The sequence below is a fragment of the Pseudonocardia hispaniensis genome (assembly GCF_042658695.1).
Taxonomy (GTDB): Bacteria; Actinomycetota; Actinomycetes; order Mycobacteriales; family Pseudonocardiaceae; genus Pseudonocardia; species Pseudonocardia hispaniensis.
The window spans coordinates 153,557-178,653 of the sequence record NZ_JBHSQW010000009.1 but is presented as its reverse complement, the minus strand read 5'-3'; the positions used below and the strand labels follow the sequence as shown (position 1 = coordinate 178,653).

The 25,097-nt window shown below is 74.1% G+C and carries 21 protein-coding genes; 18 read left to right on the top strand and 3 right to left on the bottom strand.

Annotated elements, in window-relative coordinates:
* Positions 1–54 precede the first annotated feature (54 nt).
* Genes ACFQE5_RS04030 through ACFQE5_RS04020 form a run of 3 tightly spaced genes read right to left on the bottom strand, consistent with a single transcriptional unit; the run spans position 55 to position 4,540 of the window.
* Positions 55–2,307: a transglutaminase TgpA family protein gene (locus tag ACFQE5_RS04030; protein ID WP_379582882.1), complete on the bottom strand. Its 2,253-nt coding sequence runs from the start codon at positions 2,305–2,307 to the stop codon at positions 55–57.
* Positions 2,304–3,527, bottom strand: coding sequence for a DUF58 domain-containing protein (locus tag ACFQE5_RS04025; RefSeq protein WP_379582880.1), 1,224 nt, complete (start codon positions 3,525–3,527; stop codon positions 2,304–2,306). Before ACFQE5_RS04025 ends, ACFQE5_RS04030 begins: the two co-directional genes overlap by 4 nt.
* A 5-nt stretch (positions 3,528–3,532) precedes the next feature.
* A complete protein-coding gene (locus ACFQE5_RS04020) occupies positions 3,533–4,540 on the bottom strand; it encodes an AAA family ATPase (RefSeq protein ID WP_379582878.1) in 1,008 nt (335 codons plus the stop codon).
* Between the two features lie 339 nt (positions 4,541–4,879).
* On the opposite strand from ACFQE5_RS04020, the gene mraZ reads away from it, so the two are divergent.
* The 18 genes from mraZ to wag31 all read left to right on the top strand — a co-directional run bounded on the left by mraZ (position 4,880) and on the right by wag31 (position 25,050).
* Complete coding sequence (gene mraZ / locus ACFQE5_RS04015; protein WP_379582876.1) at positions 4,880–5,311, top strand: division/cell wall cluster transcriptional repressor MraZ; 432 nt, start codon at positions 4,880–4,882, stop codon at positions 5,309–5,311.
* Positions 5,312–5,600: 289 nt separating this feature from the next.
* Positions 5,601–6,560, top strand: coding sequence for a 16S rRNA (cytosine(1402)-N(4))-methyltransferase RsmH (gene rsmH / locus ACFQE5_RS04010; protein WP_379583239.1), 960 nt, complete (start codon positions 5,601–5,603; stop codon positions 6,558–6,560).
* Positions 6,561–6,627: 67 nt separating this feature from the next.
* Positions 6,628–7,386 carry a hypothetical protein gene (locus tag ACFQE5_RS04005; protein WP_379582874.1) on the top strand — a complete coding sequence of 253 codons (759 nt, stop codon included), beginning with the start codon at positions 6,628–6,630 and terminating at the stop codon, positions 7,384–7,386.
* 113 nt (positions 7,387–7,499) lie between these two features.
* Positions 7,500–9,236, top strand: a complete 1,737-nt coding sequence (locus tag ACFQE5_RS04000; RefSeq protein ID WP_379582872.1) for a peptidoglycan D,D-transpeptidase FtsI family protein — start codon at positions 7,500–7,502, stop codon at positions 9,234–9,236.
* A 289-nt stretch (positions 9,237–9,525) separates the two neighbouring features.
* On the top strand, positions 9,526–11,091 hold the full coding sequence (locus ACFQE5_RS03995) for a UDP-N-acetylmuramoyl-L-alanyl-D-glutamate--2,6-diaminopimelate ligase (RefSeq protein WP_379582870.1): 1,566 nt from the start codon (positions 9,526–9,528) through the stop codon (positions 11,089–11,091).
* Complete coding sequence (locus ACFQE5_RS03990; RefSeq protein WP_379582868.1) at positions 11,088–12,533, top strand: UDP-N-acetylmuramoyl-tripeptide--D-alanyl-D-alanine ligase; 1,446 nt, start codon at positions 11,088–11,090, stop codon at positions 12,531–12,533. Before ACFQE5_RS03995 ends, ACFQE5_RS03990 begins: the two co-directional genes overlap by 4 nt.
* Positions 12,530–13,600: a phospho-N-acetylmuramoyl-pentapeptide-transferase gene (mraY, locus tag ACFQE5_RS03985; protein WP_379582866.1), complete on the top strand. Its 1,071-nt coding sequence runs from the start codon at positions 12,530–12,532 to the stop codon at positions 13,598–13,600. The genes ACFQE5_RS03990 and mraY overlap by 4 nt, the downstream gene beginning before the upstream one ends.
* A 65-nt stretch (positions 13,601–13,665) precedes the next feature.
* Positions 13,666–15,045 carry a UDP-N-acetylmuramoyl-L-alanine--D-glutamate ligase gene (gene murD / locus ACFQE5_RS03980; protein ID WP_379582864.1) on the top strand — a complete coding sequence of 460 codons (1,380 nt, stop codon included), beginning with the start codon at positions 13,666–13,668 and terminating at the stop codon, positions 15,043–15,045.
* Positions 15,042–16,379: a putative lipid II flippase FtsW gene (gene ftsW, locus ACFQE5_RS03975; RefSeq protein ID WP_379582862.1), complete on the top strand. Its 1,338-nt coding sequence runs from the start codon at positions 15,042–15,044 to the stop codon at positions 16,377–16,379. Before murD ends, ftsW begins: the two co-directional genes overlap by 4 nt.
* On the top strand, positions 16,376–17,461 hold the full coding sequence (gene murG / locus ACFQE5_RS03970) for an undecaprenyldiphospho-muramoylpentapeptide beta-N-acetylglucosaminyltransferase (RefSeq protein ID WP_379582860.1): 1,086 nt from the start codon (positions 16,376–16,378) through the stop codon (positions 17,459–17,461). Before ftsW ends, murG begins: the two co-directional genes overlap by 4 nt.
* A gap of 79 nt (positions 17,462–17,540) precedes the next feature.
* Positions 17,541–18,965, top strand: coding sequence for a UDP-N-acetylmuramate--L-alanine ligase (gene murC, locus ACFQE5_RS03965; protein WP_379582858.1), 1,425 nt, complete (start codon positions 17,541–17,543; stop codon positions 18,963–18,965).
* 215 nt (positions 18,966–19,180) lie between these two features.
* On the top strand, positions 19,181–19,849 hold the full coding sequence (locus tag ACFQE5_RS03960; protein ID WP_379582856.1) for a cell division protein FtsQ/DivIB: 669 nt from the start codon (positions 19,181–19,183) through the stop codon (positions 19,847–19,849).
* Between the two features lie 189 nt (positions 19,850–20,038).
* Positions 20,039–21,406, top strand: coding sequence for a cell division protein FtsZ (gene ftsZ / locus ACFQE5_RS03955; RefSeq protein WP_379582854.1), 1,368 nt, complete (start codon positions 20,039–20,041; stop codon positions 21,404–21,406).
* 37 nt (positions 21,407–21,443) lie between these two features.
* Positions 21,444–22,166 carry a peptidoglycan editing factor PgeF gene (gene pgeF, locus ACFQE5_RS03950; protein WP_379582852.1) on the top strand — a complete coding sequence of 241 codons (723 nt, stop codon included), beginning with the start codon at positions 21,444–21,446 and terminating at the stop codon, positions 22,164–22,166.
* An 86-nt stretch (positions 22,167–22,252) separates the two neighbouring features.
* Entirely contained in the window at positions 22,253–22,993 is a 741-nt protein-coding gene (locus tag ACFQE5_RS03945) for a YggS family pyridoxal phosphate-dependent enzyme (protein WP_379582850.1), read from the top strand.
* A 53-nt stretch (positions 22,994–23,046) separates the two neighbouring features.
* Positions 23,047–23,826 carry a cell division protein SepF gene (locus ACFQE5_RS03940; protein ID WP_379582848.1) on the top strand — a complete coding sequence of 260 codons (780 nt, stop codon included), beginning with the start codon at positions 23,047–23,049 and terminating at the stop codon, positions 23,824–23,826.
* A 4-nt stretch (positions 23,827–23,830) separates the two neighbouring features.
* On the top strand, positions 23,831–24,115 hold the full coding sequence (locus ACFQE5_RS03935; protein WP_379582846.1) for a YggT family protein: 285 nt from the start codon (positions 23,831–23,833) through the stop codon (positions 24,113–24,115).
* 56 nt (positions 24,116–24,171) lie between these two features.
* Positions 24,172–25,050, top strand: a complete 879-nt coding sequence (gene wag31 / locus ACFQE5_RS03930; protein ID WP_379582844.1) for a DivIVA-like cell division protein Wag31 — start codon at positions 24,172–24,174, stop codon at positions 25,048–25,050.
* Positions 25,051–25,097: the final 47 nt, after the last annotated feature.

The window sequence follows — 25,097 nt, the reverse complement described above, 5'->3', positions numbered from 1 at the left end:
CGGCGAGCCCTGACCGGGCCGCCGCTGGTGCGTTGCGGCCGCGCAGGCGAGCGTTCACCCGCCGTCCGTCGGTACTCCTGCCGGTGCGGGTCTACCGGTCCGGGACAGCAGCGAGCGGGGCAGCAGCCGTTCCCGCAGGCTCAGCCCGCGTCCCGCCGCGATGCCGGTCGCGACCGTGCGGACCGCCACCTCGAGCTGCCCGGCGCCCACCGGAATCTCATCCGGTCCCCGGTCTCCGTACCAGCTCGCTTCGACGGCCCGGACCACGGCGCGCAAGGCCCGCTGGGCGTTCTCCTCGAGCCGATGTTCGCGGACGAGCCGCCGGGCCGTCGCCCGTACCGTCTCGTTCGGCCGGACCAGGACCCCCCGATCGGTCGACTCGGCCAGCAACTCCTCCCATCCCGCGACGGCAGCGCCCGGCCCGCCCGCGGCGACGGCCGCGAGGCGGCGCCGCCGAACCAGGATGCGCAGTCCGGCCGGGGCCAGTCCGGACAGCAGCACGACCAGCCCGGCGACGGGCAGCACCCAGAAGAACCCCGGGCCGGTCGATGCCGGGTCGCCCGACTCGACCGGGGGTGCCGCAGCCGGCTCCGGCGGCGGGGCCTCGTCGATGCCGGTGTCCGGTTTCGGTGCGGGGTCGGTGTTCTGGCCGGGGGAGTCGGGACCGCGCTCCTGGTCGTGGACCTCCTGCACGTAGGGCGGGACGAGCGCTCGGCCGTCGGTGAGCGGGGTCGGGTCGAACGTCATCCAGCCGTGGCCGGGGAAGTAGGCCTCCACCCAGGCGTGCGCATCGGCCGTCGTCACCGCGCGGTAGCCGGTCGCCGCGGTGCCTGCGGTGAACCCGACCGCGACCCGCGCGGGCACCCCGACGGTACGCAGCATGATCGTCATCGCCGAGGCGAACTGCTCGCAGTACCCGGTCCGTCCGACGGTGAGGAACTCGACCAGCGCGTTGTCGCCCGCGCCCGGTGCGGTCTGCAGGCTGTAGCTGAACCGCGAACCGGGTCCGGTGAAGTAGTCGACGAGGGCGACGGCCTTGTCGAAGCCGGTCCGGGCGCCGCGGGTCGCCTCGGCGGCCAGCGCCGTGACGCGCGGATCGACACCCTCGGTGGAAAGGTAGCCGCGGTCCACGTCCAGCGGTCCGGCGGCCGCGCGCAGCTGGGCGGCGGTCGGCGCCGGCAGCGTGGCCTGTTCCTGCCAGCCGTCCTCCTCACGGGCTCGCCGGTGGTAGGCGATCCCGCTGGCCGGATCGAACCGCCAGTCGTGGTCGGACAGCCCCGTCACGGCCTGCGGGTCGCTGTAGAGCGGCAACCAGTAGTCCCGGAAGCCGCGGTTCTCCACGGTGATCACGGCCCGCTCGGCGTTCTGGGCGGCGCCGGTCGGCAGCGGCCCGGTGAGCGGGACGCCCGGTGCGGGCGCGCCCGCCTGAAAGCCGGTCTGCGGAACGAAGTCGCGCAGCGTGAGCGCGCGAAGGTACTGCGGCCGGGGTAGCCCACTGACCCGGAACAACTCGGTCGGGTGGTCCTGGATGAGCTGGCCGCGCAGCGAGGTGAAGGGGTTGAGCCCGATCGATCCGCCCGAACCGCCCGCGCCGGAGCCACCCGTGAACCGCCCGCCGGTGCCGACCATCGTCGCGGCCGACCCCAGCAGCAGCGCGGCCACAATGGCGACGGTCGTCACCGCGATGCCCGCGGGCAGCTGGGTGCTCACCCCGTCGCGGGTCAGCAGCAGCAGCCCGAATCCGGCTGCGGCAGCGGTGATCGCCCACCAGGGCAGCGCCGAACCGGCCAGCGCGGTGGGCACGGTGAAGACGGCCAGCAGCGGGATCCCCGCGATCGCGGGCGCCGCCGCCGAGACCGCGATGGCGTGTCCGGCGATGGTGACCAGCCCGAACGCCCCGGTGATCAGCAGCAGGATCTCCGGTGTAGCCGGTACGGGCGGCAGGCCGGTCTCGATCTGGCCCGCCGCGCCGACCAGTAGGTCGCCCAGCTCAGCGGCGGCGGCCGGGCCGGGCAGCGGCTGCCCGGTGAACGCCAGGACGAGCAGCTCGAACACGGCGGCGAGCTGGGCCGTCGCGACCAGGACGGGATGGGCCCGGTGCAGCACCAGCCCGACCGCGAGCACGAGCCCCACGATTCCCGCGGCATGCCCGAACCAGCTCGCCCCCTGCACGATCGACGCGACGGGCGCGCTGGCCAGCAGAACCGCCGTGCCGGTGACCGGCGCGACCACCCAGCCGGCCCGGCGGCGGGGCCGTTGCGGCCGGTTCGACGGCCGGGTGGGCGGCTCCAGGACCGGGATGCTCACGGGGCGCCCCCGGTCAGTCCGGCCCACGCCTGGTCGGGCGTGCTCCCGGCGGTGGCGACGACGACCTGCCAGCCCGCGCGGCGCAGCGCGGCGGCGGGCCGGTCAGGGGCCGGGGCCGCGGCGCGGCCCGCCGGATCCCAGCTACGGACGTCGAGCAGCACCGCGTGCCCGCCGCTCGACCCGCGCGCGAGCAGCCCGTCGAGTTCATCGGGCTCGATCGCCCCGAGCACGGCGACGACGTCGCCTGCCGCGGCTGGCGGTGGGCCGGTGAGGCGCGCCGTGGCCGACGGGCGAAGCGCGGCCAGGGCGTCGAGCATCGAATCGAGCCCGGCCCCGGCGCCGATCAGCGGCGTTCCGTCCTCGGTCACCAGGAGGACCGGCTCACCGCGGGAGCTGAGGTGTGCGCAGATGCTTGCGGTCAGGCTGACGGCGAACTCGAGGCTCGACTCGGGGCCCCGGCCACGATGCGCGGCGTCGCGGCGGTCGAGCAGGACCGTGAGGTACCCGCGCCGAGGTGGTTCCTCGAGCCGGACCATGAGCTCGTCGTGGCGCGCGGTGCTGCGCCAGTGCACTCGGCGCAGCTCGTCGCCGGGGCGGTAGGGCCGGATCATCGCCTCTGGTGCGCCGCCGCCCTGGCGCGGGGCCACGGTGACGCCCGGGAGGTTCTCGCGGCCGCCGAGGGCGGGGGGCATGCCGCGCAGCCCGACGATCGCGGGCAACACGAGCAGCCGTTCGGCGGGGCACAGCTCCCGGGGGAACTCGGCCAGTCCGAGCGGGTCGCTGGCCCGGCCGACCAGCGGGCCGATCCGGTGCGACCCGCGCAGCACCGGCCGCAGCGGGTAGCTCAGCCGCACGCCGGCGCGGGCGGGCAGCCGGTGCACCGCGAACCGGGGCGGCGACTCGGGCTGCGGCCCCGCGGCGTCGGGCACCGCATCGGTCACGCGGAGGGTGCACAGCAGCGGCCCGCCGGTCAGCCGGACCGCCACCTCCACCGACCCGCCCACCGCGACCCGGTCCGGGGTGATGCCGCGCTCGCTGCGCACCGACCGCCGAACCCGGGTCGTGAGCAACAGCGACAGCAGCGGAAGGGCGGTGACGAAGATCCCGATGGTCAGCAGGTCCCGTTCGTCGAGGACGACGGCGCAGACCGCGGTGGCCACCCCGGCGGCGAGCGTCGAGCGGCCGGTGGTGGTGAGACCGCAGGATCGGCCGACGGCCACGGTCCTCAGCCGCCGAAGCGGGAGGGCGCGGGTACCGGCAGGCTGCCGACCAGCCCGTGGACCAGATCGGCGGTCGAGCGCCGGGCCGCGTGCGCCTCCGGGGTGAGCAGCAGCCGATGGGCGAGCACCGGAACCGCGACGGCCTGCACGTCATCGGGGATGACGAAGCCGCGCCCGGCCAGCGCGGCCTGGGCCCGCGCGGCGCGCACGAGATGCAGGGTCGCCCGCGGCGAGGCGCCGAGCCGCAGGTCCGGTTGACGACGGGTGCTCGAGACCAGGTCGACGCAGTACTGCTTCACCTCGGGCCCGACGTGGATCCGCCGGACGGCCTCGATCACCGAGCGCACGGCGCGGGCGTCGGCGACCGGGCGCAGGGTGTCGAGGGGCTCGGCGGCGGCGTGTTCATCGACCATGGCGAGCTCGGCGCTCGGGTCGGGGTAGCCGACGGAGACCCGCATGGTGAACCGGTCGCGCTGGGCCTCCGGCAGCGGATAGGTGCCGTCCATCTCGATCGGGTTCTGCGTTGCGACCACGAGGAACGGGCTGGCGAGCTGGTAGGTGCGGCCGTCGACGGTCACCTGGTGCTCGGCCATGCACTCCAGCAGCGCCGACTGGGTCTTCGGGGAGGCGCGGTTGATCTCGTCGGCGATGACGATGTTGGCGAACACCGGGCCGGGCCGGAACTCGAACTCGCCGGTCTGCCGGTTGAAGATCGACGTTCCGGTGATGTCGCCGGGCAGCAGGTCGGGCGTGAACTGCACGCGGCTGACCGAGCAGTCGATCGAGCGTGCGAGCGCCTTGGCCAGCGACGTCTTGCCGACGCCCGGAACGTCCTCGACGAGCAGATGGCCCTGCGCCAGCATCGTGACGAGCGCGATCCGCACTACCTCGGGCTTGCCGACGATGATGCGCTGCATGTTGGCGGCGATGCCGGCGGTCAGGTCTGCGACGGCGACCAGACCGGTCTCGGGGTCCGCGCCCGGATGCCCGGACCGGCTGCTCGTCGTCGTCACCCGACCTCCTCGTTCATCTGGTGCCCGGGACGTGCGTCGGGACCGTCGACCAGTGTGTCAAACGTTCGTGGGCGGCCCCTCGCGCGCGTTCCCCACACCGCCCCACCGCAGGCCCCCGGAGCGGGCGGAGGGGCCGGTTGCCCGCCCGTTCGGTGGATGTCCGGGCGTCGCGCGGCCGGGTGGCGCTGTCCGAGCCCCCACTGTGACCCACCCCTCCTGACCTGCAGTGACCCTCGCGTCGGGGCCCGAGAACGGGCTCGTCGCGGTTTGACGGTGGTGGAAAGTGGGGTAGTGTGGGGACCACTGGGGCGAACGGGGCCGCAGGTGGAGGTGGGGCCGATGTTCCTCGGCACCTACTCCCCCAGGCTGGACGACAAGGGGCGGCTCACGCTGCCCGCGAAGTTCCGCGATGAGCTGCGAGGCGGGTTGATGATCACGAAAGGACAGGATCACTGCCTGTACGTGTTCACCCGCGAGGCCTTCGTCGAGATGGCGCGCACGATCGCGGCGGCGCCGCTGACCAACGAGGCGGCCCGGGCCTTCCAGCGCAACCTCTTCTCCGGCACCGATGAACAGAACCCGGACGCCCAGGGCCGGATCACGATCACCCCCGAGCTGCGTCGCTATGCGGGCCTGAGCAAGGACTGCACCGTGATCGGCGCGTTCACCCGGGTCGAGATCTGGGACGCGCAGACCTGGCAGCGGTACCAGGAGGATCACGAGGACGACTACGCGAAGGCGCGGGAGGAGGTCCTTCCCGGACTGATCTGACGAACCCGGTGGACGGCGGGTGAGCAAGAGACCTGGCGGCGTCCCCACCCGGAGTCGGCAGTCCTGTTCGTTCCGATGGCCCTGGCGCACCTTCCCCGGCGCCAGGTTCGTCGGTACGAGGCGGGACACGGCGTCCGGGTGGGGCACCGCCGATACGGCTCGGCTGGGGAGCACGAGCCGGACTCGTGGCGGAAGGGGCTCGGCGGCCCTGCCGCTGCGGATGTGAGGCACGGCGCGCGGGTACGACGTTGGGGGGTGAGCCGTGGAGCAGCGCTTGGAGAGCGAGGACATGTCGGCTGGGGCCAGGCATGTCCCGGTGCTGCTGTCGCGGGTCACCGAGCTACTCGAACCCGCCCTGTCGGGGCGGCCGGCGGTGCTGGTGGATGCAACCCTCGGCCTCGGCGGGCATTCCGCCGCGATGCTGGCCGCCCACCCGCAGCTCACCCTGGTCGGCCTGGACCGGGACCCGCAGGCGCTGGAACTGGCCGGGCGGAGGCTCGTCGCGTACGCCGGCCGCAGCCGCCTCGTGCACGCGGTCTACGACCGCCTCGCCGAGGTGCTCGACGAGCTGGGGGTGCCGAGGGTCGACGGGGTGCTGTTCGACCTCGGCGTGTCCTCGCTCCAGCTCGATGCGGCCGAACGCGGCTTCTCCTACGCCCGCGACGCCGACCTGGACATGCGGATGGATCCCTCGAAGGGGCCGACCGCGGCCGATGTGCTCAACACCTACCCGCTCCCGGAGCTGACCCGGATCCTGCGGGAGTACGGCGAGGAACGGTTCGCGAGCCGGATCTCGGCGGCCGTCGGGCGACGGCGGTCCCGGCGTCCCTTCACCCGCAGCGCCGAGCTCGTCGAGCTGCTCTACGAGGCGGTGCCCGCGGCGGCCCGGCGAACCGGTGGACATCCGGCCAAGCGGACGTTCCAGGCACTGCGGATCGAGGTGAACGGAGAGCTGGACGCGCTGCGTGCGGCGCTGCCCGCGGCGATCGACGCCCTCGCCGTCGGTGGCCGGATCGTGGTGCTGTCCTATCACTCGCTGGAGGACCGCATCGTCAAGCGAGAGCTGGTGGCCCGCTCGTCCTCGCGGACGCCCGCGGGGCTCCCGGTCGAGCTGCCCGGGCACGGCCCGCAGCTGCGGCTGCTGACCCGCGGGGCCGAAGGCGCACCCGAGGAGGAGATCACCGACAACCCGCGGGCCGCCTCGGTGCGGCTGCGGGCGGCCGAACGCCTCCGGGAGGTCGCGGCGTGAGGACTCCCGTCCGTCGCCTGCCCGGGACGCACCGCATCGTCAGCCCACGGGTGTTCGGGGGTGGCTGGTGAGCGCACCCGTCGCGGACCGGCAGCGCTCCACCGCTCGCAGTCGAACGGCGGCCGTCCCGGTCCAACGCCGCACTGCCGGGAGCCGCACCACACCGGTCATCCCGGCCCAGCGCGGCGCGGGGCGCCCGACGGTGGCGCAGCGGGCCTACGCCCGCCGTGACGAGCGGATCCGCCGGATCCTCGGCGGGCGGCAGGCGAGAACATCCGCTCCCGCGGGGCGCCCCCAGTTCATCCTGCTGGTCATGGTGCTGCTCGGCGTCGGCCTGGTCGCGACGCTGTGGCTGTCGACGGCCGCCGCCGGGGACTCCTACCGGCTGCAGGAGGCGCGAACACAGGCTCGCGCGCTGACCGAGCAGAGCGAACGGTTGCGCCGCGAGGTCGCCACGATGTCGGCGGCCCCCGCGCTCGCCCAGCGGGCCGGTGAGCTCGGGCTCGTGCCGGTGCAGGACCCGGCCCGGCTCGTCGTCGGGCCCGACGGGGCGGTGGAGGTCGTGGGGACACCGAAGGCGGCGGTGGCTCCGGCACCGCCACCGCCGCCGGCGGCGCCGGAGCCCGTGCCCGCCCCCGAACCGGCTCCCGGGCCGGAGGAGGTCCTCACCTCCGAGGCTGCCACGCAGGCGGACCCGGTCGGTCCGGCCACCGGCCCGCATACGACCGGCGAGCCACCACCCGCCGCGGCCGGTGGCGAGCAGCCGCCCCCCGCGGCCGGTGGTGGGCCGCCGCCGGCGGGCGTGCCCGCCGCTGGAGCCGGCTGATGCCCGCGGCCCCACCCCGATCCCGTCCCGCAGTGGCGACCCGCTCCTTCTCTGCGCGCCGGCCCGCGCCCCCGCGCCGGCCCGCGGCGAAGGCGGGTGACCACGCACGCCGGATGAAGATCGCCCGGGTCGCGCTCGTGGTCGTGCTTGCGCTGGCCGGGCTCAAGCTCGTCTCGGTGCAGACCATCCAGGCCGGAGCGCTCAAGGAGAGTTCGGCGAAGCAGAGCATGACCAAGATCACGCTCACTGCGGAACGGGGCGCGATCCTGGACCGGGCGGGCAACCAGCTCGCGTTCAGCACCGAGGCCCGCGCCCTCATCACCAACCCGCGCCAGATCGACGCGGCCAAGGGTGACGCCGCGCCCGAGTACAAACAGCGGATGGCCGCGGCGATCGCCCAGCTGACCGGCGCCGACCCGCACGCGCTGCGCGAGCTGTTGGACAGCGACCGCGGCTACGTCGTGCTGGACCGGCTGGCCGATCCCGACGTGGCACGGGCCCTGCGCACGCAGTTCCCGGAGATCACCGTGGAACGGCGCGAGGCCCGCCACTATCCCGGCGGGACGCTCGCCGCGAACGTGGTGGGCGCCGCGTCATGGAACAGTGCCGAGCGCAAGCTCACCGGCCTCGTCGGGCTGGAGAACTCACAGGACAACCTGCTGGCCGGGGCCGACGGATTCCAGATCGTCGACACCGCCGAGGGCAGTGACACGATCATTCCGGGCAGTACCCGCGCGGAGCAGGCGGCCGTCCCCGGTTCGGACATCCAGCTCACCCTGGACTCCGACCTGCAGTACACCGTCCAGCGTCAGCTCGGCGACTACGTGGCCAAGACCGGAGCGCGGGGCGGCTCGGCGGTGGTACTGGACGCCAGGACCGCTGAGGTGCTCGCCCTGGCCAACGGCCGAACCTTCGATCCGCGCGATCTGGCTTCGGCCGACCCGAAGACCCTCGGTGATGCCGCGGTGACCACACCCTTCGAACCCGGCTCGGTCAACAAGATCGTGACGATGGCCGCGGCGCTCGAGTACGGGGTGGCCACCCCGGACACCGTGCTGTCGGTACCGGGCCGGATCAAGGTCGCCGACCGGACCGTCAGCGACGCGTGGATACACGGCACGGAGCAGTACACCCTCACCGGCGTGCTCGCCAAGTCCTCCAACGTCGGCACGATCATGACCGCCCAGCAGGTCGGGGAGGACCGCTTCGCCGACATGCTCGCCCGGTTCGGCCTCGGCAGCAAGACCGGGGTAGGACTGCCCGGGGAGAGCGCGGGCCGGGTGCCGGCGCGCGAGTCGTGGTCGGGCTCCACCTTCGGCAACCTGCCCATCGGCCAGGGTCTGTCGATGACCGTGCTGCAGATGGCCGCGATGTACCAGGCGGTGGCCAACGACGGGCTGCGGATACCGCCGCGCATCGTCGCCGCCACGATCGGCCCGGACGGGACACGCACTCCGACCCCGGCACCCGACGCGGTCAGGGTCGTCTCGCCGCAGACGGCGCAGCAGTTGCGGACCATGCTCACCGCCGTCACCCAGGACGCCCGCGGTCAGCGCGGCACCGGGCCTGCCGCCGCGGTGCCGGGTTACCAGGTTGCGGGCAAGACCGGCACCGCGCAGCAGGTCGATCCGGCATGTGGCTGCTACTCCAACTCGACGTACTGGATCACCTTCGCCGGGATGCTGCCCGCCCAGGAGCCCCGATTCGTGATCGGGATCATGCTCGACGCGCCCCGGGGCGGTGCCAGCTCGGCGCCGCTGTTCCACGACATCGCCAGTTACCTCGCTTCGCGCGACCACCTGCCGGTCAGTGGCGAGCCGGCCCCGGTCCAGACCCTCGTGGTGCCCTGAACCGGCGGGACGTCGCCGGGCCTGCCGACGACCGGTCCGCCGGCCGCGCCGATCGGCGTTCCGCCTGGGCGCGGCCGTGCGGCGCCGCCCGGCGCCGAGGCTGCAGCGGTGCCCCAGAGCAGTCGCCCGATCACCGACCGCAGCCGGTCGACCAGCGGTTGTCTCACCGGTCACCTCCGCCGCCGAGCGCGGTGACGGGCGGGTCGGCCGCGCCGGACGGAGCGACGCGAGGGGCGTCGAGGCCGGTGCATGGCAACCCGGCCCGGTGACGCCGGTAGCCTTCCGCGACGTGCCGACTGCCAGCTCTGCCGCGACCTCGGTGACCTCCCAGCCGCCGCGGCCGACCCGGGTGCGGCCGGTGGCGCCGGCCGAGCTGGCGGCCGCCGTGGCGGCCGAGCTGCGCCATCCGGCGGCGGCCCGGCCCGTCACCGGGGTCACCCTGCGCGCCGCCGAGGTCCGTCCCGGCGACCTGTTCGCCGCGGTCGCAGGCGCCCGCGCGCACGGTGCCGACTTCGCCGCCGCGGCGCTGGCCGCGGGCGCGGCCGCGGTGCTGACGGACCCGGCCGGGGCCGCCCGCCTTCGGCTCGACTCCGATGCGGTCGCGGTGCTCGTGCACCCCGATCCGCGCGGGGTGCTCGGGGAGCTCGCCGCCCGGATCTACGGCGATCCGACGACGCTGCTGCAGGTCATCGGTGTGACCGGGACCAGCGGCAAGACCACCGTCGCCCACCTGATCGAGGCCGGGCTGTCCGCCGCGGGACGCGCCAGCGGACTGCTCGGCACCGTGCAGACCCGCATCGGCGAGGCGAGCCTGCCCAGCACGTTCACCACCCCCGAGGCCCCCGACCTGCAGGCGGTGTTCGCGCTCATGGCCGAACGCGGGGTGACCGACGTGGCCATGGAGGTCTCCAGCCACGCCCTGGCGTTCGGGCGCGTCGCGGGAACCCGCTTCGCCGTCGGCGCGTTCACCAACCTGTCGCAGGACCACCTCGACTTCCACCGCGACATGACGGACTACTACGCGGCCAAGGCCCGGCTGTTCGACGGCCGGGCCCAGCGGCATGTCGTCTGCGTCGACGACGAATGGGGCCGCAGGCTGGCCGCGGCCACCCCCGGCGTGGTGACGGTGTCGGCCACAGGCCAGGTGGCCGACTGGCAGGCGGGCGACATCACCGCGGCCCCCGACGGCACCCAGCGCTTCGTCGCCGGCGCGCCCGACGGCGCCCGGCTGCCGGTGCGGTTGCGGCTCCCCGGCGCCTTCAACGTCGCCAACGCGCTGGTCGCGCTCGCCTGCCTGGACGCCGTCGGGGTGCCGGCCGCGATGGCCGCCGAACGGTTCGAGCGGCTGACCGTGCCCGGTCGCATGCAGCGCATCGAGGCAGGCCAGCCGTTCCTCGCCGTCGTCGACTACGCCCACAAACCCGCCGCCGTCGCCGCCTTGCTGGACGCGCTGCGCGGCCAGGTGCACAGCTCGGGTGGACGGCTGCTGGTCGTTCTCGGCTGCGGCGGCGACCGTGACCGCGGCAAACGCCCGCTGATGGGTGCGATCGCCGCGGGCCGGGCCGAGCTGCTGATCGTCAGTGACGACAACCCCCGCTCCGAGGACCCCGCCGAGATCCGCCGCGCCATCCTGGAGGGGGCGCGGGCCGAGCCGGCCCGCGGTGAGGTGCTCGAGATCGGCGACCGGCGCGCCGCGATCGCCGCCGCCGTGGCCAGGGCCCGGCCCGGCGACGCGGTCGTCGTCGCGGGCAAGGGCCACGAGAAGGGTCAGGAGATCGAGGGGGTCGTGCACCCCTTCGACGACGCCGACGAACTGCGCCGCGCGATCGGCGCCGGGGCAGGGTCCGAGCGATGATCGAGATGAGCCTGGCCGAGGTCGCCGCCGTGACCGGGGGCAGGTTGCACCGCGCCACCGGCGCCGAACGGGTCACGGCCGTCGAGTTCGACTCGCGCGCGATCCGTCCCGGCGGGCTGTTCCTCGCGCTTCCCGGCGAACGCGTCGACGGGCACGACTTCGCCGCCGCCGCGGTCGCCGCCGGGGCTGCCGGGGTGCTGGCGGCCCGCGAGGTCGACGCACCGGCGGTGGTCGTCCCGGCCGCCCCGCCCTCGGCGTCGACCCCGCTGGCCGGCAGCTACCTCGCCGCCGCCGACCCCGACGGCTCCGGCGCCGCGGTGCTGGCGGCGCTGGCCCGGCTGGCCCGGCACGTGGTGGCGGCGCTGCCCGGGCTGACGATCGTCGGGGTGACGGGCAGCTCCGGGAAGACCTCGACCAAGGACCTGCTCGCCGCGGTGCTGGCGCCGCTCGGCCCGACGGTCGCCCCGCCCGGATCGTTCAACAACGAGTTGGGCCTGCCCTACACGGCGCTGGCGGCGTCGCCGACGACCCGCCACCTGGTGCTGGAGTTCTCCGCCCGCGGGCCGGGGCATATCGCCGCGCTGTGCGCGGTCGCCTCGCCGCGGATCGGTGTGGTCCTCAACGTCGGTCGCGCGCACCTCGGGGAGTTCGGTTCGGCCGAGGCGATCGCCCGGGCCAAGGGCGAGCTCGTCGAGGCGCTTCCCACGGACGGGGTGGCGGTCCTCAACGCCGACGATCCGGTCGTCGCCGCGATGGCCGCCCGCACCGCGGCGCGGGTCGTCACCGTGGGTCGCTCACCGACGGCGACCGTGCGCGCGCAGGACGTGCGCCTCGACGCGGGCCGTGCCCGGTTCCGGCTGACGGCCCCGTCGGGTACCGCCGACGTCGCGTTGCGGCTGGTCGGCGAGCACCATGTCGGCAACGCGCTGGCCGCCGCGGCCGTCGCGCTCGAGTGCGGCGCGTCGCCGGCGGCGGTGGCGGCGGCGCTGTCCGCCAGCGAGGCGGTGTCGCGTTGGCGGATGGAGGTCGTCGATCGGCCCGACGGGGTGACCGTCGTCAACGACGCGTACAACGCCAACCCGGAGTCGATGCGGGCCGCGCTGCGCGCGCTGGCCGCGATCGCGGCGGGCCGCCGACGCACCTGGGCGGTGCTGGGCCGGATGGGCGAGCTCGGTGAGCGAAGCGCCGCCGCGCACGCCGAGATCGCCGCCGTGGCCGCCGAGCTGGGCATCGACCGGCTGGTCGCCGTCGGCGGGGCGGAGTACGGCGAGGGTGCCCGGCGGGTGGCCGATCCGGCGGCGGCGGTGTCCGTGCTGCGCGCCGAGCTGCGGCCCGGTGACGTGGTGCTGGTGAAGGCGTCCAGGGCGGTCGGCCTCGATCGGGTGGCCGCCACGTTGCTTGGGCCCGATGAGGAACAGGAGAACGAGCTGGTGTCCCGGTGAGAGGTGTCTTCGTCGCCGCCGGCGTCGCATTGGCGGTGTCCATCCTGCTGACGCCCTATCTGATCCGCTTCTTCGCCAGGCAGGGGTTCGGTCAGGAGATCCGCGCCGACGGCCCGGCCAGCCACCAGAGCAAGCGCGGTACCCCGACGATGGGTGGCGTGGCGATCCTGATCGCCATCTGGCTGGGCTATCTCGTCGCGCATCTGTTCACGAGCGAGCCGATCACGGCCTCGGCCCTGCTGGTGCTGTTCCTGACCACCGGGTTGGGGATCGTCGGCTTCGTCGACGACTTCATCAAGATCCGCCGGCACCGCAACCTCGGCCTCAACAAGACCTCCAAACTGGTCGGCCAGCTGGTCACCGCGGTGGTGTTCGCGGTGCTCGCGCTGCGTTTCGCCAACGCCCGCAACCTCACCCCGGCATCGGACAAGCTCTCGTTCGTCCGGGAGATCGCGGTGCTGAGCTTCGGCGCGCTCGGCTTCGTCCTGTTCTGCTACCTGCTGGTCTCGGCGTGGTCGAACGCGGTGAACCTCACCGATGGCCTCGACGGGCTTGCCGCGGGCACCTCGGCGATGGTGCTCGCCACCTACGTGATCATCGGCTTCTGGCAGTTTCGTAACAGCTGCGCGATCGCCGCGGCCGCCGGATGCTACGAGGTCCGCGACCCGCTGGACGTCGCGGTGGTCGCCGCCGCCGCGATGGGCGGCTGTGTCGGGTTCCTGTGGTGGAACGCCGCACCGGCGCGGATCTTCATGGGCGACACCGGCTCGCTGGCCCTGGGCGGGCTGATCGCGGGCCTGTCGATGGTGACGCACACCGAGCTGCTGCTCGTCGTCATCGGCGGGGTGTTCGTGGTCGAGGCGCTGTCGGTGGCGCTGCAGATCGTGGTCTTCCGGACCACGCGGCGGCGGCTGTTCCGGATGGCGCCGTTCCACCACCATTTCGAACTGGCCGGCTGGGCCGAGACCACCGTGATCATCCGGTTCTGGCTGCTGGCGGCGATCTGTGCGGCGCTGGGGCTCGGCTTGTTCTACAGCGAGTGGCTGACGGCCTCGGCGGGCTTCTAGATGAGTGGCAGAAACCCCCCCGCCGGTGAGCGTCCGGAAACCGGGACACGCCCGGGAGGCGGGGCGTGAGCGCGTTCACCGGCCGCAGGGTGCTGGTCGCGGGCGCCGGGATCTCGGGACGCGCCGCAGCCGAGGTGCTGCTCGCGCACGGGGCGCTGGTCACCGTGACCGATGACGACCCGAGCCGGCTCACCGGGCTGCCCGCCGGTGCCGAGGCCGGGACCGGCGGCATCCCCCCGGGCACCGCGCTGATCGTCACCAGCCCGGGCCGACGACCGGACCATCCGCTGGTGGCGCAGGCCGCGGAGCGGGGCGTCGAGCTGATCGGTGAGCCGGAGCTGGCCTGGCGGATCGGCGCGGCCGCCGCCGCGCCGCCCGCGTGGCTGGTCGTCACCGGTACCAACGGCAAGACCACGACTACCGGAATGCTCGCGGCCATCCTGCAGGCCGCCGGACACGACGCCGTGGCCTGCGGCAACATCGGTGATCCCGTGGTGAGCGCGGTGGCCAAGGGACACCGGGTGCTCGCTGTCGAGCTGTCGAGCTTCCAGCTGCACTGGTCGCCGTCGGTGCGCCCGGTCGCGGGCTGCGTGCTCAACGTCGCCGAGGACCACCTCGACTGGCACGGCGGAATGCCTGCCTACGCCGCGGCCAAAGCCGCGGCGCTCACCGGTGAGATCGCCGTCGCGGTGGTCGACGACGCCGTCGCCGCCGGCCTGCTCGCCGCGGCGCCCGCCCGCCGCCGGGTCGAGGTCACGATCGGCGAGCCGGGACCGGGTCAGGTCGGTATCGCCGACGGCACGCTGCTGGACCGCGCATTCGACGAGGTGCCCGTCCCGCTCGTCGACGCGGACAGGGTGACCCCCGGTGGAGTGCCGGGGCTCACCGACGCCCTCGCCGCGGCCGCGATGGCCCGCGCATACGGCGTCGAGCCCGAGGCCGTGGCGGCGGGCCTGGCCGGGTTCCGGCCCGGCCCGCACCGCGCCGAGACGGTCGCGACGGTGGCCGGCGTGCGCTATGTCGACGACTCGAAGGCCACCAACCCGCACGCCGCCGACGCCTCGCTGGCCGCCCAGGAGGGCTCCCGGGTCGTGTGGATCGTCGGCGGGCTGCTCAAGGGCGCCTCGGTGGCGGAGCTGATCGCGCGGCGGGCACCCGTGCTGGCCGGGGTCGTGGTGATCGGGACCGAGCGAGCGGAGATCGTCGGTGCCCTGGCGCGACACGCCCCGCATGTCCCCGTCGTCGAGGTCGTCACGGGTGACGATGAGCCCATGACGACCGCTGTGCGCCACGCCTCGGCGCTCGCCCGGCCGGGGGACGTCGTGCTTCTCGCCCCCGCCGCGGCGTCGATGGACCAGTTCCGTGACTACGCCCATCGCGGGGACGAGTTCCGGGCCGCGGCGGCCGCACTTGAGGCGCCGGGTCCGGCCGGGAGCGGCCGATGAGCGGGCGTGGCGCCGAGACGGCGCGCCGAACGGTGCCGGTGGGGCGCCGAGCCCGGCCGCCGGCGGCCCGCTGGCGCGCCGTGGTGGGCCGTGCCGCGGCCGCACTGGCGCAGTGGCTGCGTCGCCCGCTGACCTCGTTGCACCTCGTCCTCGGCGTCTTCGGGCTGCTGACGCTGTTCGGTCTGGTCATGGTCCTGTCGGCGTCGTCGGTCGAGGCGATCGCCGCGGGCGAGTCGTCGTACTCGGTGTTCGTCCGCCAGCTCATGTTCTGCGTGATCGGCCTCGTGCTGTTCTGGGCGGGGCTGCGGATCTCCCCGAAACGGCTGCGGGCGCTGAGTCCGGCGGCCCTGGTGGTGTGCGTCGGGTTGCTCATCGCGGTGCTGGTTCCCGGGATCGGTGAGGTCCGCGGCGGCGCCCGCCGGTGGATCGACTTCGGCGCGTTCACCGTCCAGCCCGCCGAGCTGGCCAAGGTGGCCCTGGTGATGTGGGGCGCGCACGTCCTCGTCCTCAAGCGGGCGGTGGTCCACCGGTGGAAGCACGCGTTGCTGCCCGTCGTGCCCGTCGCCCTGGTCGTCTGCACGCTCGTGGTGCTGCAGCCCGCCCTGAGCACGACGATCGCACTGGGCATCGTGCTGGTGGCGCTGCTGTTCTTCGCGGGAGCCCCGATCCGGCTGCTCGCGGTGCTCACGATCGGCGGTGCGATCGGCGCCCTCATCCTCGGGCTCACGGCCAGCTACCGGCAGAACCGGATCGCCGTGCTGTTCGCCGGCAGCGACGCCGACCCGCTCGGCTCGGCCTACCAGTCCACCCAGGCGCTGTACTCGCTGGCCGACGGCGGGCTGTTCGGGGTCGGGCTCGGGCAGGGCCGGGCGAAGTGGAGCTACCTGCCGAACGCGCACAACGACTTCATCTTCGCGATCATCGGCGAGGAGCTGGGGCTGGTCGGGGCGTTCGCGGTGCTCGCGCTGTTCGCGACGCTCGCCTACACGGGGCTGCGCATCGCCGCCCGTAACACCGACCCGTGGCTACGGCTGGTCTGCGCGACCGCGACGGTCTGGCTGGTCTCGCAGGCCTCGATCAACATCTCGTACGTCGTGGGACTGCTGCCCGTGACCGGGCAGCAGCTGCCCCTGATCTCATCCGGAGGAACCTCGATCTTGGTCACGATGTTCGTGTTCGGGATTCTCGCGAACGCCGCCCGGCACGAGCCGGAGGCCGTCGCGACGCTGCGGGCGGACGGTCAGGGGCGCATCGCCCGGCTGCTCGGGTTGCGCCTGCCGGAGCCCTACCTGGCTCCCACCGCCCGCCCGCAGCCGCAGCGGGTGCGCCGGTGACCCAGCCGCGCTCCCCGCTCTCGGTCGTCATCGCGGGTGGCGGCAGCGCCGGCCACATCGAGCCCGCGCTGGCCTTCGCCGATGCCCTCCGCCGGCTGCGGCCCAGCGCCGAGGTGACCGCGCTGGGTACCGAGCGCGGGTTGGACACCCAGCTCATCCCGGCCCGGGGATACCGGCTGGAGCTGATTCCGCCGGTACCGCTGCCACGCAAGCCCAGTGGGGATCTCCTGCGGCTGCCCGGGCGGGTGCGCACCGCGATCGGCCGGGTCCGCGAGGTACTGGCCGAGGTCGACGCCGACGTGGTCGTCGGGTTCGGCGGATACGTCGCCCTGCCCGCCTACCTCGGCGCCCGCGGCCGGGTCCCGATCGTGGTGCACGAGGCCAACGCGCGGGCCGGGCTGGCCAACCGGGTCGGTTCCCGGTTCGCGGCCGTCGTCGCGACGGCGGTGGCGGGCAGTGGGCTGCCCGGCGAGCGGGTCGTCGGTATGCCGCTGCGCCGCGCGATCACCGGCCTGGACCGGGCCGCGCTGCGCACGCGGGCCCGCGCCCACTTCGGGCTGCCCGCCACCGGGCCCGTGTTGCTCGTGTTCGGCGGCTCGCAAGGGGCCCGGACGCTCAACACGGCTCTCGCCGCGGCGCTGCCCGGCCTGCTCCATGCCGAGATCGGCGTGTTGCACGCCCACGGCCGCGACGGGACCCCGGCGCCCTCCGCACCCGGTTACGTGCCGTTGCCGTACATCGACCGGATGGACCTCGCCTACGCCGCGGCCGATGCCGTGCTCAGCCGCTGTGGGATGACCACGGTCGCCGAGGTCACCGCCGTCGGGCTGCCCGCGGTCTACGTGCCGCTGCCGCACGGCAACGGGGAACAGGCGCTCAACGCGCAGCCGGTCGTCGACGCGGGGGGTGGCACCCTGGTGCCCGATGCCGAGCTGACCGGCGAGCGGGTGCTCGCCGAACTGCTCCCGCTGCTGGCCGACCGCCGGCGGCTGGCCGCGATGGGGGCCGCGGCCCGCGCCTGCGGGCACGGCGACGCCGATGAGCGGCTGGCCGGCCTCGTCCTCGAGGTCGTCGAGCGATGAGGCGCGCGGATCCCGGCGGCGACGTGCGGGCCCGGCGCCGGGGCGTAGCCTGGCCGGTTGGCACCGGGCGTGGTGGGTGGTGGCAGCGGTGACGAGCCTCGGTGAACGAGTGCACCTGATCGGGATCGGGGGCGCCGGAATGAGCGGGATCGCGCGGATCCTGCTGGCCCGCGGTGTCGCGGTGTCCGGCTCCGACGCCCGCGACTCGCGCACCGTCCTGGCGTTGCGCGCGCTGGGCGCCCGGGTGGAGGTCGGGCACGACGCTGCGCACCTCGACCTGCTGGGTGGCCCGCCCACGGTCGTCGTCTCCACGGCGATCCGCCCGGCCAACCCCGAGCTGGCGGCGGCCCGCGAGCGAGGGCTCACCGTGGTCCACCGGGCCCAGGCGCTGGCCGCGCTGACCGTGGGATACCGGGTCGCCGCGGTGACCGGCACCCACGGCAAGACCTCGACGAGCTCGATGCTCACGGTCGCGCTGCAGCACTGCGGCAGGGACCCGTCGTTCGCGATCGGCGGTGACCTGACGGCCTCGGGGGCCGGGGCCCACCACGGGGCGGGCGACGTGTTCGTGGTCGAGGCCGACGAAAGCGACGGCTCGTTCACCGCGTTCGCCCCGCAGGTCGCGGTCGTCACGAACGTCGAGCTCGACCACCTCGACCAGCACGGCGACGAGGCCACCTACCGGCGCGTGTTCGAGGCGTTCGTCGACCGGATCACCCCGGGTGGGTCGCTGATCGGCTGCGCCGACGACCCCGGCGCCGAAGCGCTGTGCCGGTACGCCGAGCAGCGGGGCCTGCGGGTCCGCCGTTACGGCCGCGGCGCCGCCGGGGCCGACGACGCGGTGCTGCTCGATTATCGGCCCGAGGGGGCCGGTGCCCTGGTGAGGGCCCGGCATCGCGACGTCGAGCTTGCGGTGCACCTCGCCGTGCCCGGCGAGCACATGGCGTTCAACGCGTTCGGTGCGTTCCTCGCCGGTGTCGAGCTCGGCGCACCCGTCGACTGCCTGCTGGCCGGCCTCGCCGCGTTCGACGGCGTCCGCCGCCGCTTCGAGTACAAGGGGCGGGCGGCGGGGGTTGCGGTGTACGACGACTACGCCCATCACCCCACCGAGGTCGTGGCGACGCTGCGGGCGGCGCGCGAGGTGGCGGGCCCGGCGGGTGGACGGGTCGTGGTGGCGTTCCAGCCGCATCTGTACTCGCGTACCCGCGCGTTCGCCGCCGAGTTCGGCGCCGCGCTCGCGCTGGCCGACGAGGTCGTCGTCCTGGAGGTGTATGGGGCCAGGGAGGAACCCGAGCCCGGCGTCACCGGCGCGCTGGTCGCTGATGCGGTCCGGCTGCCCGCCGGGCAGGTGCATTTCGAGCCCAGTTGGTCGCGGGTGCCCGTGGTGCTCGCCGGGATGGTCCGCGCCGGCGACCTCGTGATCACCATGGGCGCCGGCGACGTCACGCTGCTGGGGCCCGAGGTTCTGCTGGAGGTGGAACGTCGGGCGGGGAGAGCGGGATGACCGATCCGCAGCCCGCGCGGTCCGCGGCCCCCCGCACGGCGCCGCGGGCGGGGAGCGGGCGCCCGGCCGGGTCCGGCGGGGCCCGCTCGCGCGGTGTCCCACGCGGTGCCCGCTCGCGCGGTGTCCCACGCGGTGCCCGCTCGCGTGGCCTCCCGCGCCGGGCCCGCCCACGGCCCGCCCCCCACCATCTGCGCCGCCGCAGGGTGGCGCTGGCCGTGTTTGCGCTGGTGCTGCTCGCCGGGCTGGTGGTCGGCGTGCGGGCGCTGATCTATGACAGCGGGCTCGCCGACGTCGAGCAGGTCGAGGTGGTCGGGACGCTCACCCTCGATCCGGCCACCGTGCTGGCCGCGGCGGCCGTCGAACGCGGCACGCCGCTGGCCGCGGTCGACACCCGCGCCGTGGCCGAACGCGTCGCGGCGATTCCGGAGGTGGCCAAGGTCGAGATCACCCGCGACTGGATCCACACCGTGACGATCACCGTCACCGAGCGGGTGGCGGTCGCGCTGGCCGAGACCCCGGAGGGTCTCACGCTCGTCGACGACACCGGAGTGCCGTTCCGGCCCGCGCCCGAGGTGCCACCCGCCCTACCGCGGCTGGTGTTCGGCGCCGTCGGCCCCGACGACCCGGTGACGCGGGCGGCGCTGCAGGTCCTCGACGCGCTGCCCGAGTCCGTGCGGGTCGAGACCCGGACGATCGACGTGGCCGCCCCGACCGTGACGAGCGTGGCGCCGTCGGTGCTGCTCGGCCTGAGCCACGACCGGCTGGTGCGCTGGGGGCCGCCCGATCGGTCGGTCTACAAGGCGGCCGTGCTCGTCCCACTGTTGACCCAGAAGGGCACCGTCTACGATGTAACCAGTCCAGAGTTGCCCACCGTGCGTCGCTGATCACTCACGTTCAGTGAGCAAGGCGACCCGAAGGCAGGGCTGCTGCCCGGCCGGGGGTTGGCCACGTGCGGCGCGCCTAGTGGACCGCCGCTGGAACCGCACCTAGCGTTCCCGCGGGAAGGCCCGGGCCGATCCGGAGCTGGACCGACACTGCTCGACGTGAATGGGCTGGACTGGAAGGTGCCGCGCATGACGCCCCCGCACAACTACCTGGCCGTGATCAAGGTCGTCGGCATCGGTGGCGGCGGCGTGAACGCCGTCAACCGCATGATCGAGGTCGGCCTGAAGGGGGTCGAGTTCATCGCGGTGAACACCGACGCCCAGGCCCTGCTGATGTCCGACGCGGATGTCAAGCTCGATATCGGGCGCGAGCTGACCCGCGGCCTCGGTGCGGGTGCCAACCCCGAGGTCGGGCGCAAGGCGGCCGAGGACCACCGGGAGGAGATCGAGGAGGTCCTCAAGGGGGCCGACATGGTCTTCGTCACCGCGGGCGAGGGCGGCGGCACCGGCACCGGTGGCGCCCCCGTCGTGGCCAGTATCGCCCGCAAGCTCGGCGCACTGACCATCGGCGTGGTCACCCGCCCGTTCACCTTCGAGGGCAAGCGCCGCGCCGGGCAGGCCGAGGACGGCATCCAGGCGCTGCGCAACGAGTGCGACACGTTGATAGTCATCCCCAACGACCGGCTGCTGCAGTTGGGCGACGTGGGCGTCTCGTTGATGGATGCCTTCCGCTCGGCCGACGAGGTGCTGCTGTCCGGCGTCCAGGGCATCACGAACCTGATCACCACCCCGGGCCTGATCAACCTGGACTTCGCCGACGTCAAGAGCGTGATGTCCGGCGCGGGTAGCGCGCTCATGGGCATCGGCTCCTCGCGCGGCGAGGGAAGGGCCGTGCAGGCGGCGGGCAAGGCGATCAACTCGCCGCTGCTCGAGGCCTCGATGGACGGCGCGCAGGGCGTCCTGCTCTCGATCGCCGGCGGATCGGACCTGGGCCTGTTCGAGATCAACGAGGCTGCGTCGCTGGTCCAGGAGGCCGCGCACCCCGAGGCCAACATCATCTTCGGCACCGTGATCGACGATTCGCTCGGCGATGAGGTGCGGGTCACCGTGATCGCGGCCGGTTTCGAGGGCGGCACCCCCGCGCCCAAGAAGCTCGATCCCTCCGCCTTCCGCTCCGGCGAGTCCGCTGCGCCGTCCAGCCCGCCCGCGTCCGCCGGGGGCGCCCCGCAGACCGGCTTCGGGGCGGCGCACAACGGCCTGGGTGCCCCGCCGGCCCCGCCGGCCCCTCCGGTCCCGCAGAACACGTTCACCGGGGGCCCGAACCAGACCGGGACGCTGCCGCCCGCGGCGCCGTACACGCCGCCGGTCCCGCGTCAGCCCGAGGAACCACGCCGCGACACGCCGATGGCGGAGCCGAGCCGCCCGGCGACCGAGCCGCCGGCGCCGCCGACGACCTCGGGGTCGTTGGGTTCGGGGCTCGCCTCGTCGCCGGGCGCCGCGTCGGCGTCGCCGGACGCCGATGACGACGTCGACGTGCCACCGTTCATGCGGCGCTGAGCGCAGGGTGCGGAGCGGACAGGAGGGCTGACCCGCGGTGCGTATCCGGCGGGTGGTGACCACCCGGGCCGGCGGCCGGTCCCGGGGTGCGTTCACCAGCTTCAACCTGTCCCTCGGGGTCGGTGACGAACCGGAGGCCGTGGCTGTGAACCGGCGGCGGCTGGTCGGCGAGCTCGGACTCGCCCGCGGCGGCGTGGTGTTCCTGCAGCAGGTCCACGGCACCGGGGTGGCGACCGTGCGGGGACCGGTCGACCCGGCTGACCCGGATCTTCCGGAGACCGACGCGGTCGTGACGGCTACCCCGGGAGTGGGGCTGGCCGTGCTGACCGCGGACTGCGTGCCGGTGCTCCTGGCCGACCCGGGGGCCCGCGTGGTGGGCGCGGCACACGCGGGGCGGGTCGGGGCCGCCGCCGGGGTGCTGCCCGCGACCGTGGCCGCGATGACGGCGCTGGGTGCCCGGCCTGCGGCGCTCGAGGTGCTGCTGGGTCCGGCGGTCTGCGGCGCTTGCTACGAGGTTCCCGCGGCGATGCGCGACGAGGTGGAACAGGCGTTGCCCGGCAGCGCCTCGCGCACCCGCCGCGGGACGCCCGGGCTCGACATCCGGGCGGGCCTGTATCGCCAGCTCGCCGCGCTCGGGGTGGCCCGGATCGGGGTCGATCCGCGCTGCACGCTGGAGGATCCGGACCTCTACAGCCATCGCCGCGGTGCACCGACGGGTCGGCAGGCGGCTGTGACCTGGCTGGACCCGACCCCCGGCTGAGCCCATCCGGCCGCCGAGCGCCGGCCCCTGGTAGCGGCCGCGGCTCGATCGAGGACAGGCAGGACTGAGACGGGAGCATGGTGCAGGTGAGCGAGCAACGACGCGCGGAGCTTCAGCGACGGCTGGCGGCGGTGCGCGGGCGGATCGAGGCGGCCTGTGCCGCGGCCGGCCGGGACCCACGGGAGGTCACGTTGCTGGCGGTCACGAAGACGGTTCCGGCCGCGGACGTCGCGATCCTGCTCGATCTCGGGCTCACCGCGTTCGGGGAGAACCGCGCCCAGGAGGCCGCGGCCAAGGTCGACGACGTCGGCCGCCTGCGTCCGCTGGCCGCCCCCGCATGGCACTTCGTCGGCGCCCTGCAGCGGAACAAGGCACGGACCGTGGTCCCGTGGGTGTGGCGGGTCGAGTCGGTCGACTCGGTCCGGCTGGCCGATACGCTGGCCGGCGCGGTGCGCCGGGCTCGCGACGAGGGCGTCCGATCCGATCCCCTGCGGGTGTTGCTGCAGTACAGTGTGGACGGTGACCCGGCACGCGGCGGGGTGCAGCTGGACGGACCCGGCGGGCTGCTGGCGCTCGCCGCGCACGTCGCGGACCGGACCGAGCTGCAGTTGGACGGGCTGATGGCCGTCGCGCCGCTGGACGCCGACCCGGACGCCGCGTTCGCCGAGGTCGCCAGGGCCGCGGCCCGGCTGCGCGCCGAGCATCCCGGGGCGACCGAGGTGTCGGCGGGGATGAGCGGTGATCTCGACGCGGCCATCCGTCACGGTTCGACGGGGGTGCGTGTCGGAACGGCTCTTGTGGGGGAACGGCGGATAGCCTCGCAGTGACCGTCGATCGCGGGGGCGAACGACGACCGGGGGCGTCGATGATGGGAGCGCGAATGAGCGCGTTGTACCGGCTCAAGGCCTACTTCGGAATGGTGCCCGCCGAGGAGATGGGGGAGTACATCGACGAGCAGGCACCTGGATACGGTGCCGCTCGCCGGGGCCCCGACGAGCGTTACGCCTCCGGCCGGTACGACTACGACGACCGGGCCGACGAGTCCTACGGTGGTCGTGCCGACGAGTGGGACCGCCGACCGGGGCGTCCCGGTGGGATGGAGCGAACCCCGCGCGACGTCCACGGCGATCTCCGGGTCGACCGCGAGCCGGTGCGTGGGTCGGGTGGAGTGAGCGGGCTCGGGGCGGGAGCGGTGCGCGGCGCACTCGCGGTCGACCCGGACGCTGCGCTGCGCGATCCGATGCGGGAGCCGACGCTGCGGGAGGTGACTTTGCGCGACGCTTCGATGAGAGAATCGACACGTCGCGACCCGATCCGACCCGGCGAACGGGCGTTGGGCGGGTCGCCGGTGCCCGAGCAGCGCGACCGCGGTGCCGCCGCACTGGCCCGGATCACCACGCTGCAGCCGCGCAGCTACAAGGAGGCGCGGACGATCGGCGAGCATTACCGCGATGGCCAGCCCGTCATCATGAACCTCACCGAGCTCGACGCGGCCGATGCCAAGCGCCTCGTCGACTTCGCGGCGGGCCTGGCGTTCGCGCTTCGCGGATCGATCGACAAGGTCACCAACCGTGTCTTCCTCCTCACACCGGCCGATGTGGAGGTCTCGGCGGACGACGCGCGGAAACTCGCCGAACGCGGGTTGTTCCGCCAGGATTGAGGGCGTGCCGCTCGTCGTTCAGTTCATCATCTACTACCTGCTGTTCTTCTTCTGGCTGCTGCTCATGGCCAGGATCGTGGTCGAGCTGGTGCGTTCCTTCGCGCATCAGTGGGTGCCCAGCGGGCACAGCGCGGTCGCGCTCGAAGTGATCTTCACGGTAACCGATCCACCGGTGAAGTTGTTGCGGAGAGTGATCCCTGTCGTCCGGATTGGGGGCGTGGGGCTGGACCTGTCGATTATGGTTCTGCTGCTGGTCGTGTTCATACTGATGAGCGTTGCCCAGCCGTAGCCGGCGTGAGCCCCAGTCACCCGGCTTCGCCGCCGAGGACTGCATGAGGTGATCCGATGCCGCTGACACCCGCCGACGTGCACAACGTCGCGTTCAGCAAACCGCCGATCGGCAAGAGGGGATACAACGAGGACGAGGTCGATGCGTTCCTCGACCTGGTCGAGGCCGAGTTGGCCCGGCTGATCGAGGAGAACGAGGACCTCCAGGAGCAGGTCGCGCAGCTCGAGCAGCGGCTCGGCAACGCCCAGGCCGACCTGGAGGAGGCGCGCTCGCGTCCGCAGGGTGCCGGGATGGGGGTGCCGCAGGCGCCGCCGACCCAGCAGATGCAACGCACCGTCGAGCCGATGCAGCGGCCCATGGAGCCGCAGCGCTCGCTCTCCGCCCCGCCGCCGCAGATGGCCGACGGCGGTGACCTCACAGGCGGCGACCACCACGTTCAGGCCGCGAAGGTGCTGGGCCTGGCGCAGGAGATGGCCGACCGGCTCACCGCCGAGGCCAAGAACGAGGCCGACACCATGCTGGCCGATGCCCGGACCAAGTCCGAGCAGCTGCTCTCCGAGGCTCGGACCAAGTCCGACGGGCTGGTCAACGATGCGCGCTCGCGCGCGGAGACGATGCTCAACGACGCCCGCACCCGGGCGGAGACCCTCGAACGGCAGTCCCGGGACAAGGCTGCGTCCCTGGTCAGCGAGGCGGAGCGGAAGCAGACCGAGATCATCGGCACGATCCAGCGCGACAAGTCCGTGCTGGAGAAGAAGATCGACGAGCTGCGGACGTTCGAGCGCGAGTATCGGACTCGTCTGAAGACCTACCTGGAGTCCCAGCTGCGAGACCTGGAGGGCCGTGGATCCGCGGCGCCGTCGGACGGCCGGGCCAACCCGAACAGTGGCTATGCCGCGAGCGGGTACGGTCAACGCGCCGACGCCGGCAGCTGACGGTTCCCGTCCGATCGACTGACCGACGGGCCGGCGGCCCGACGCTG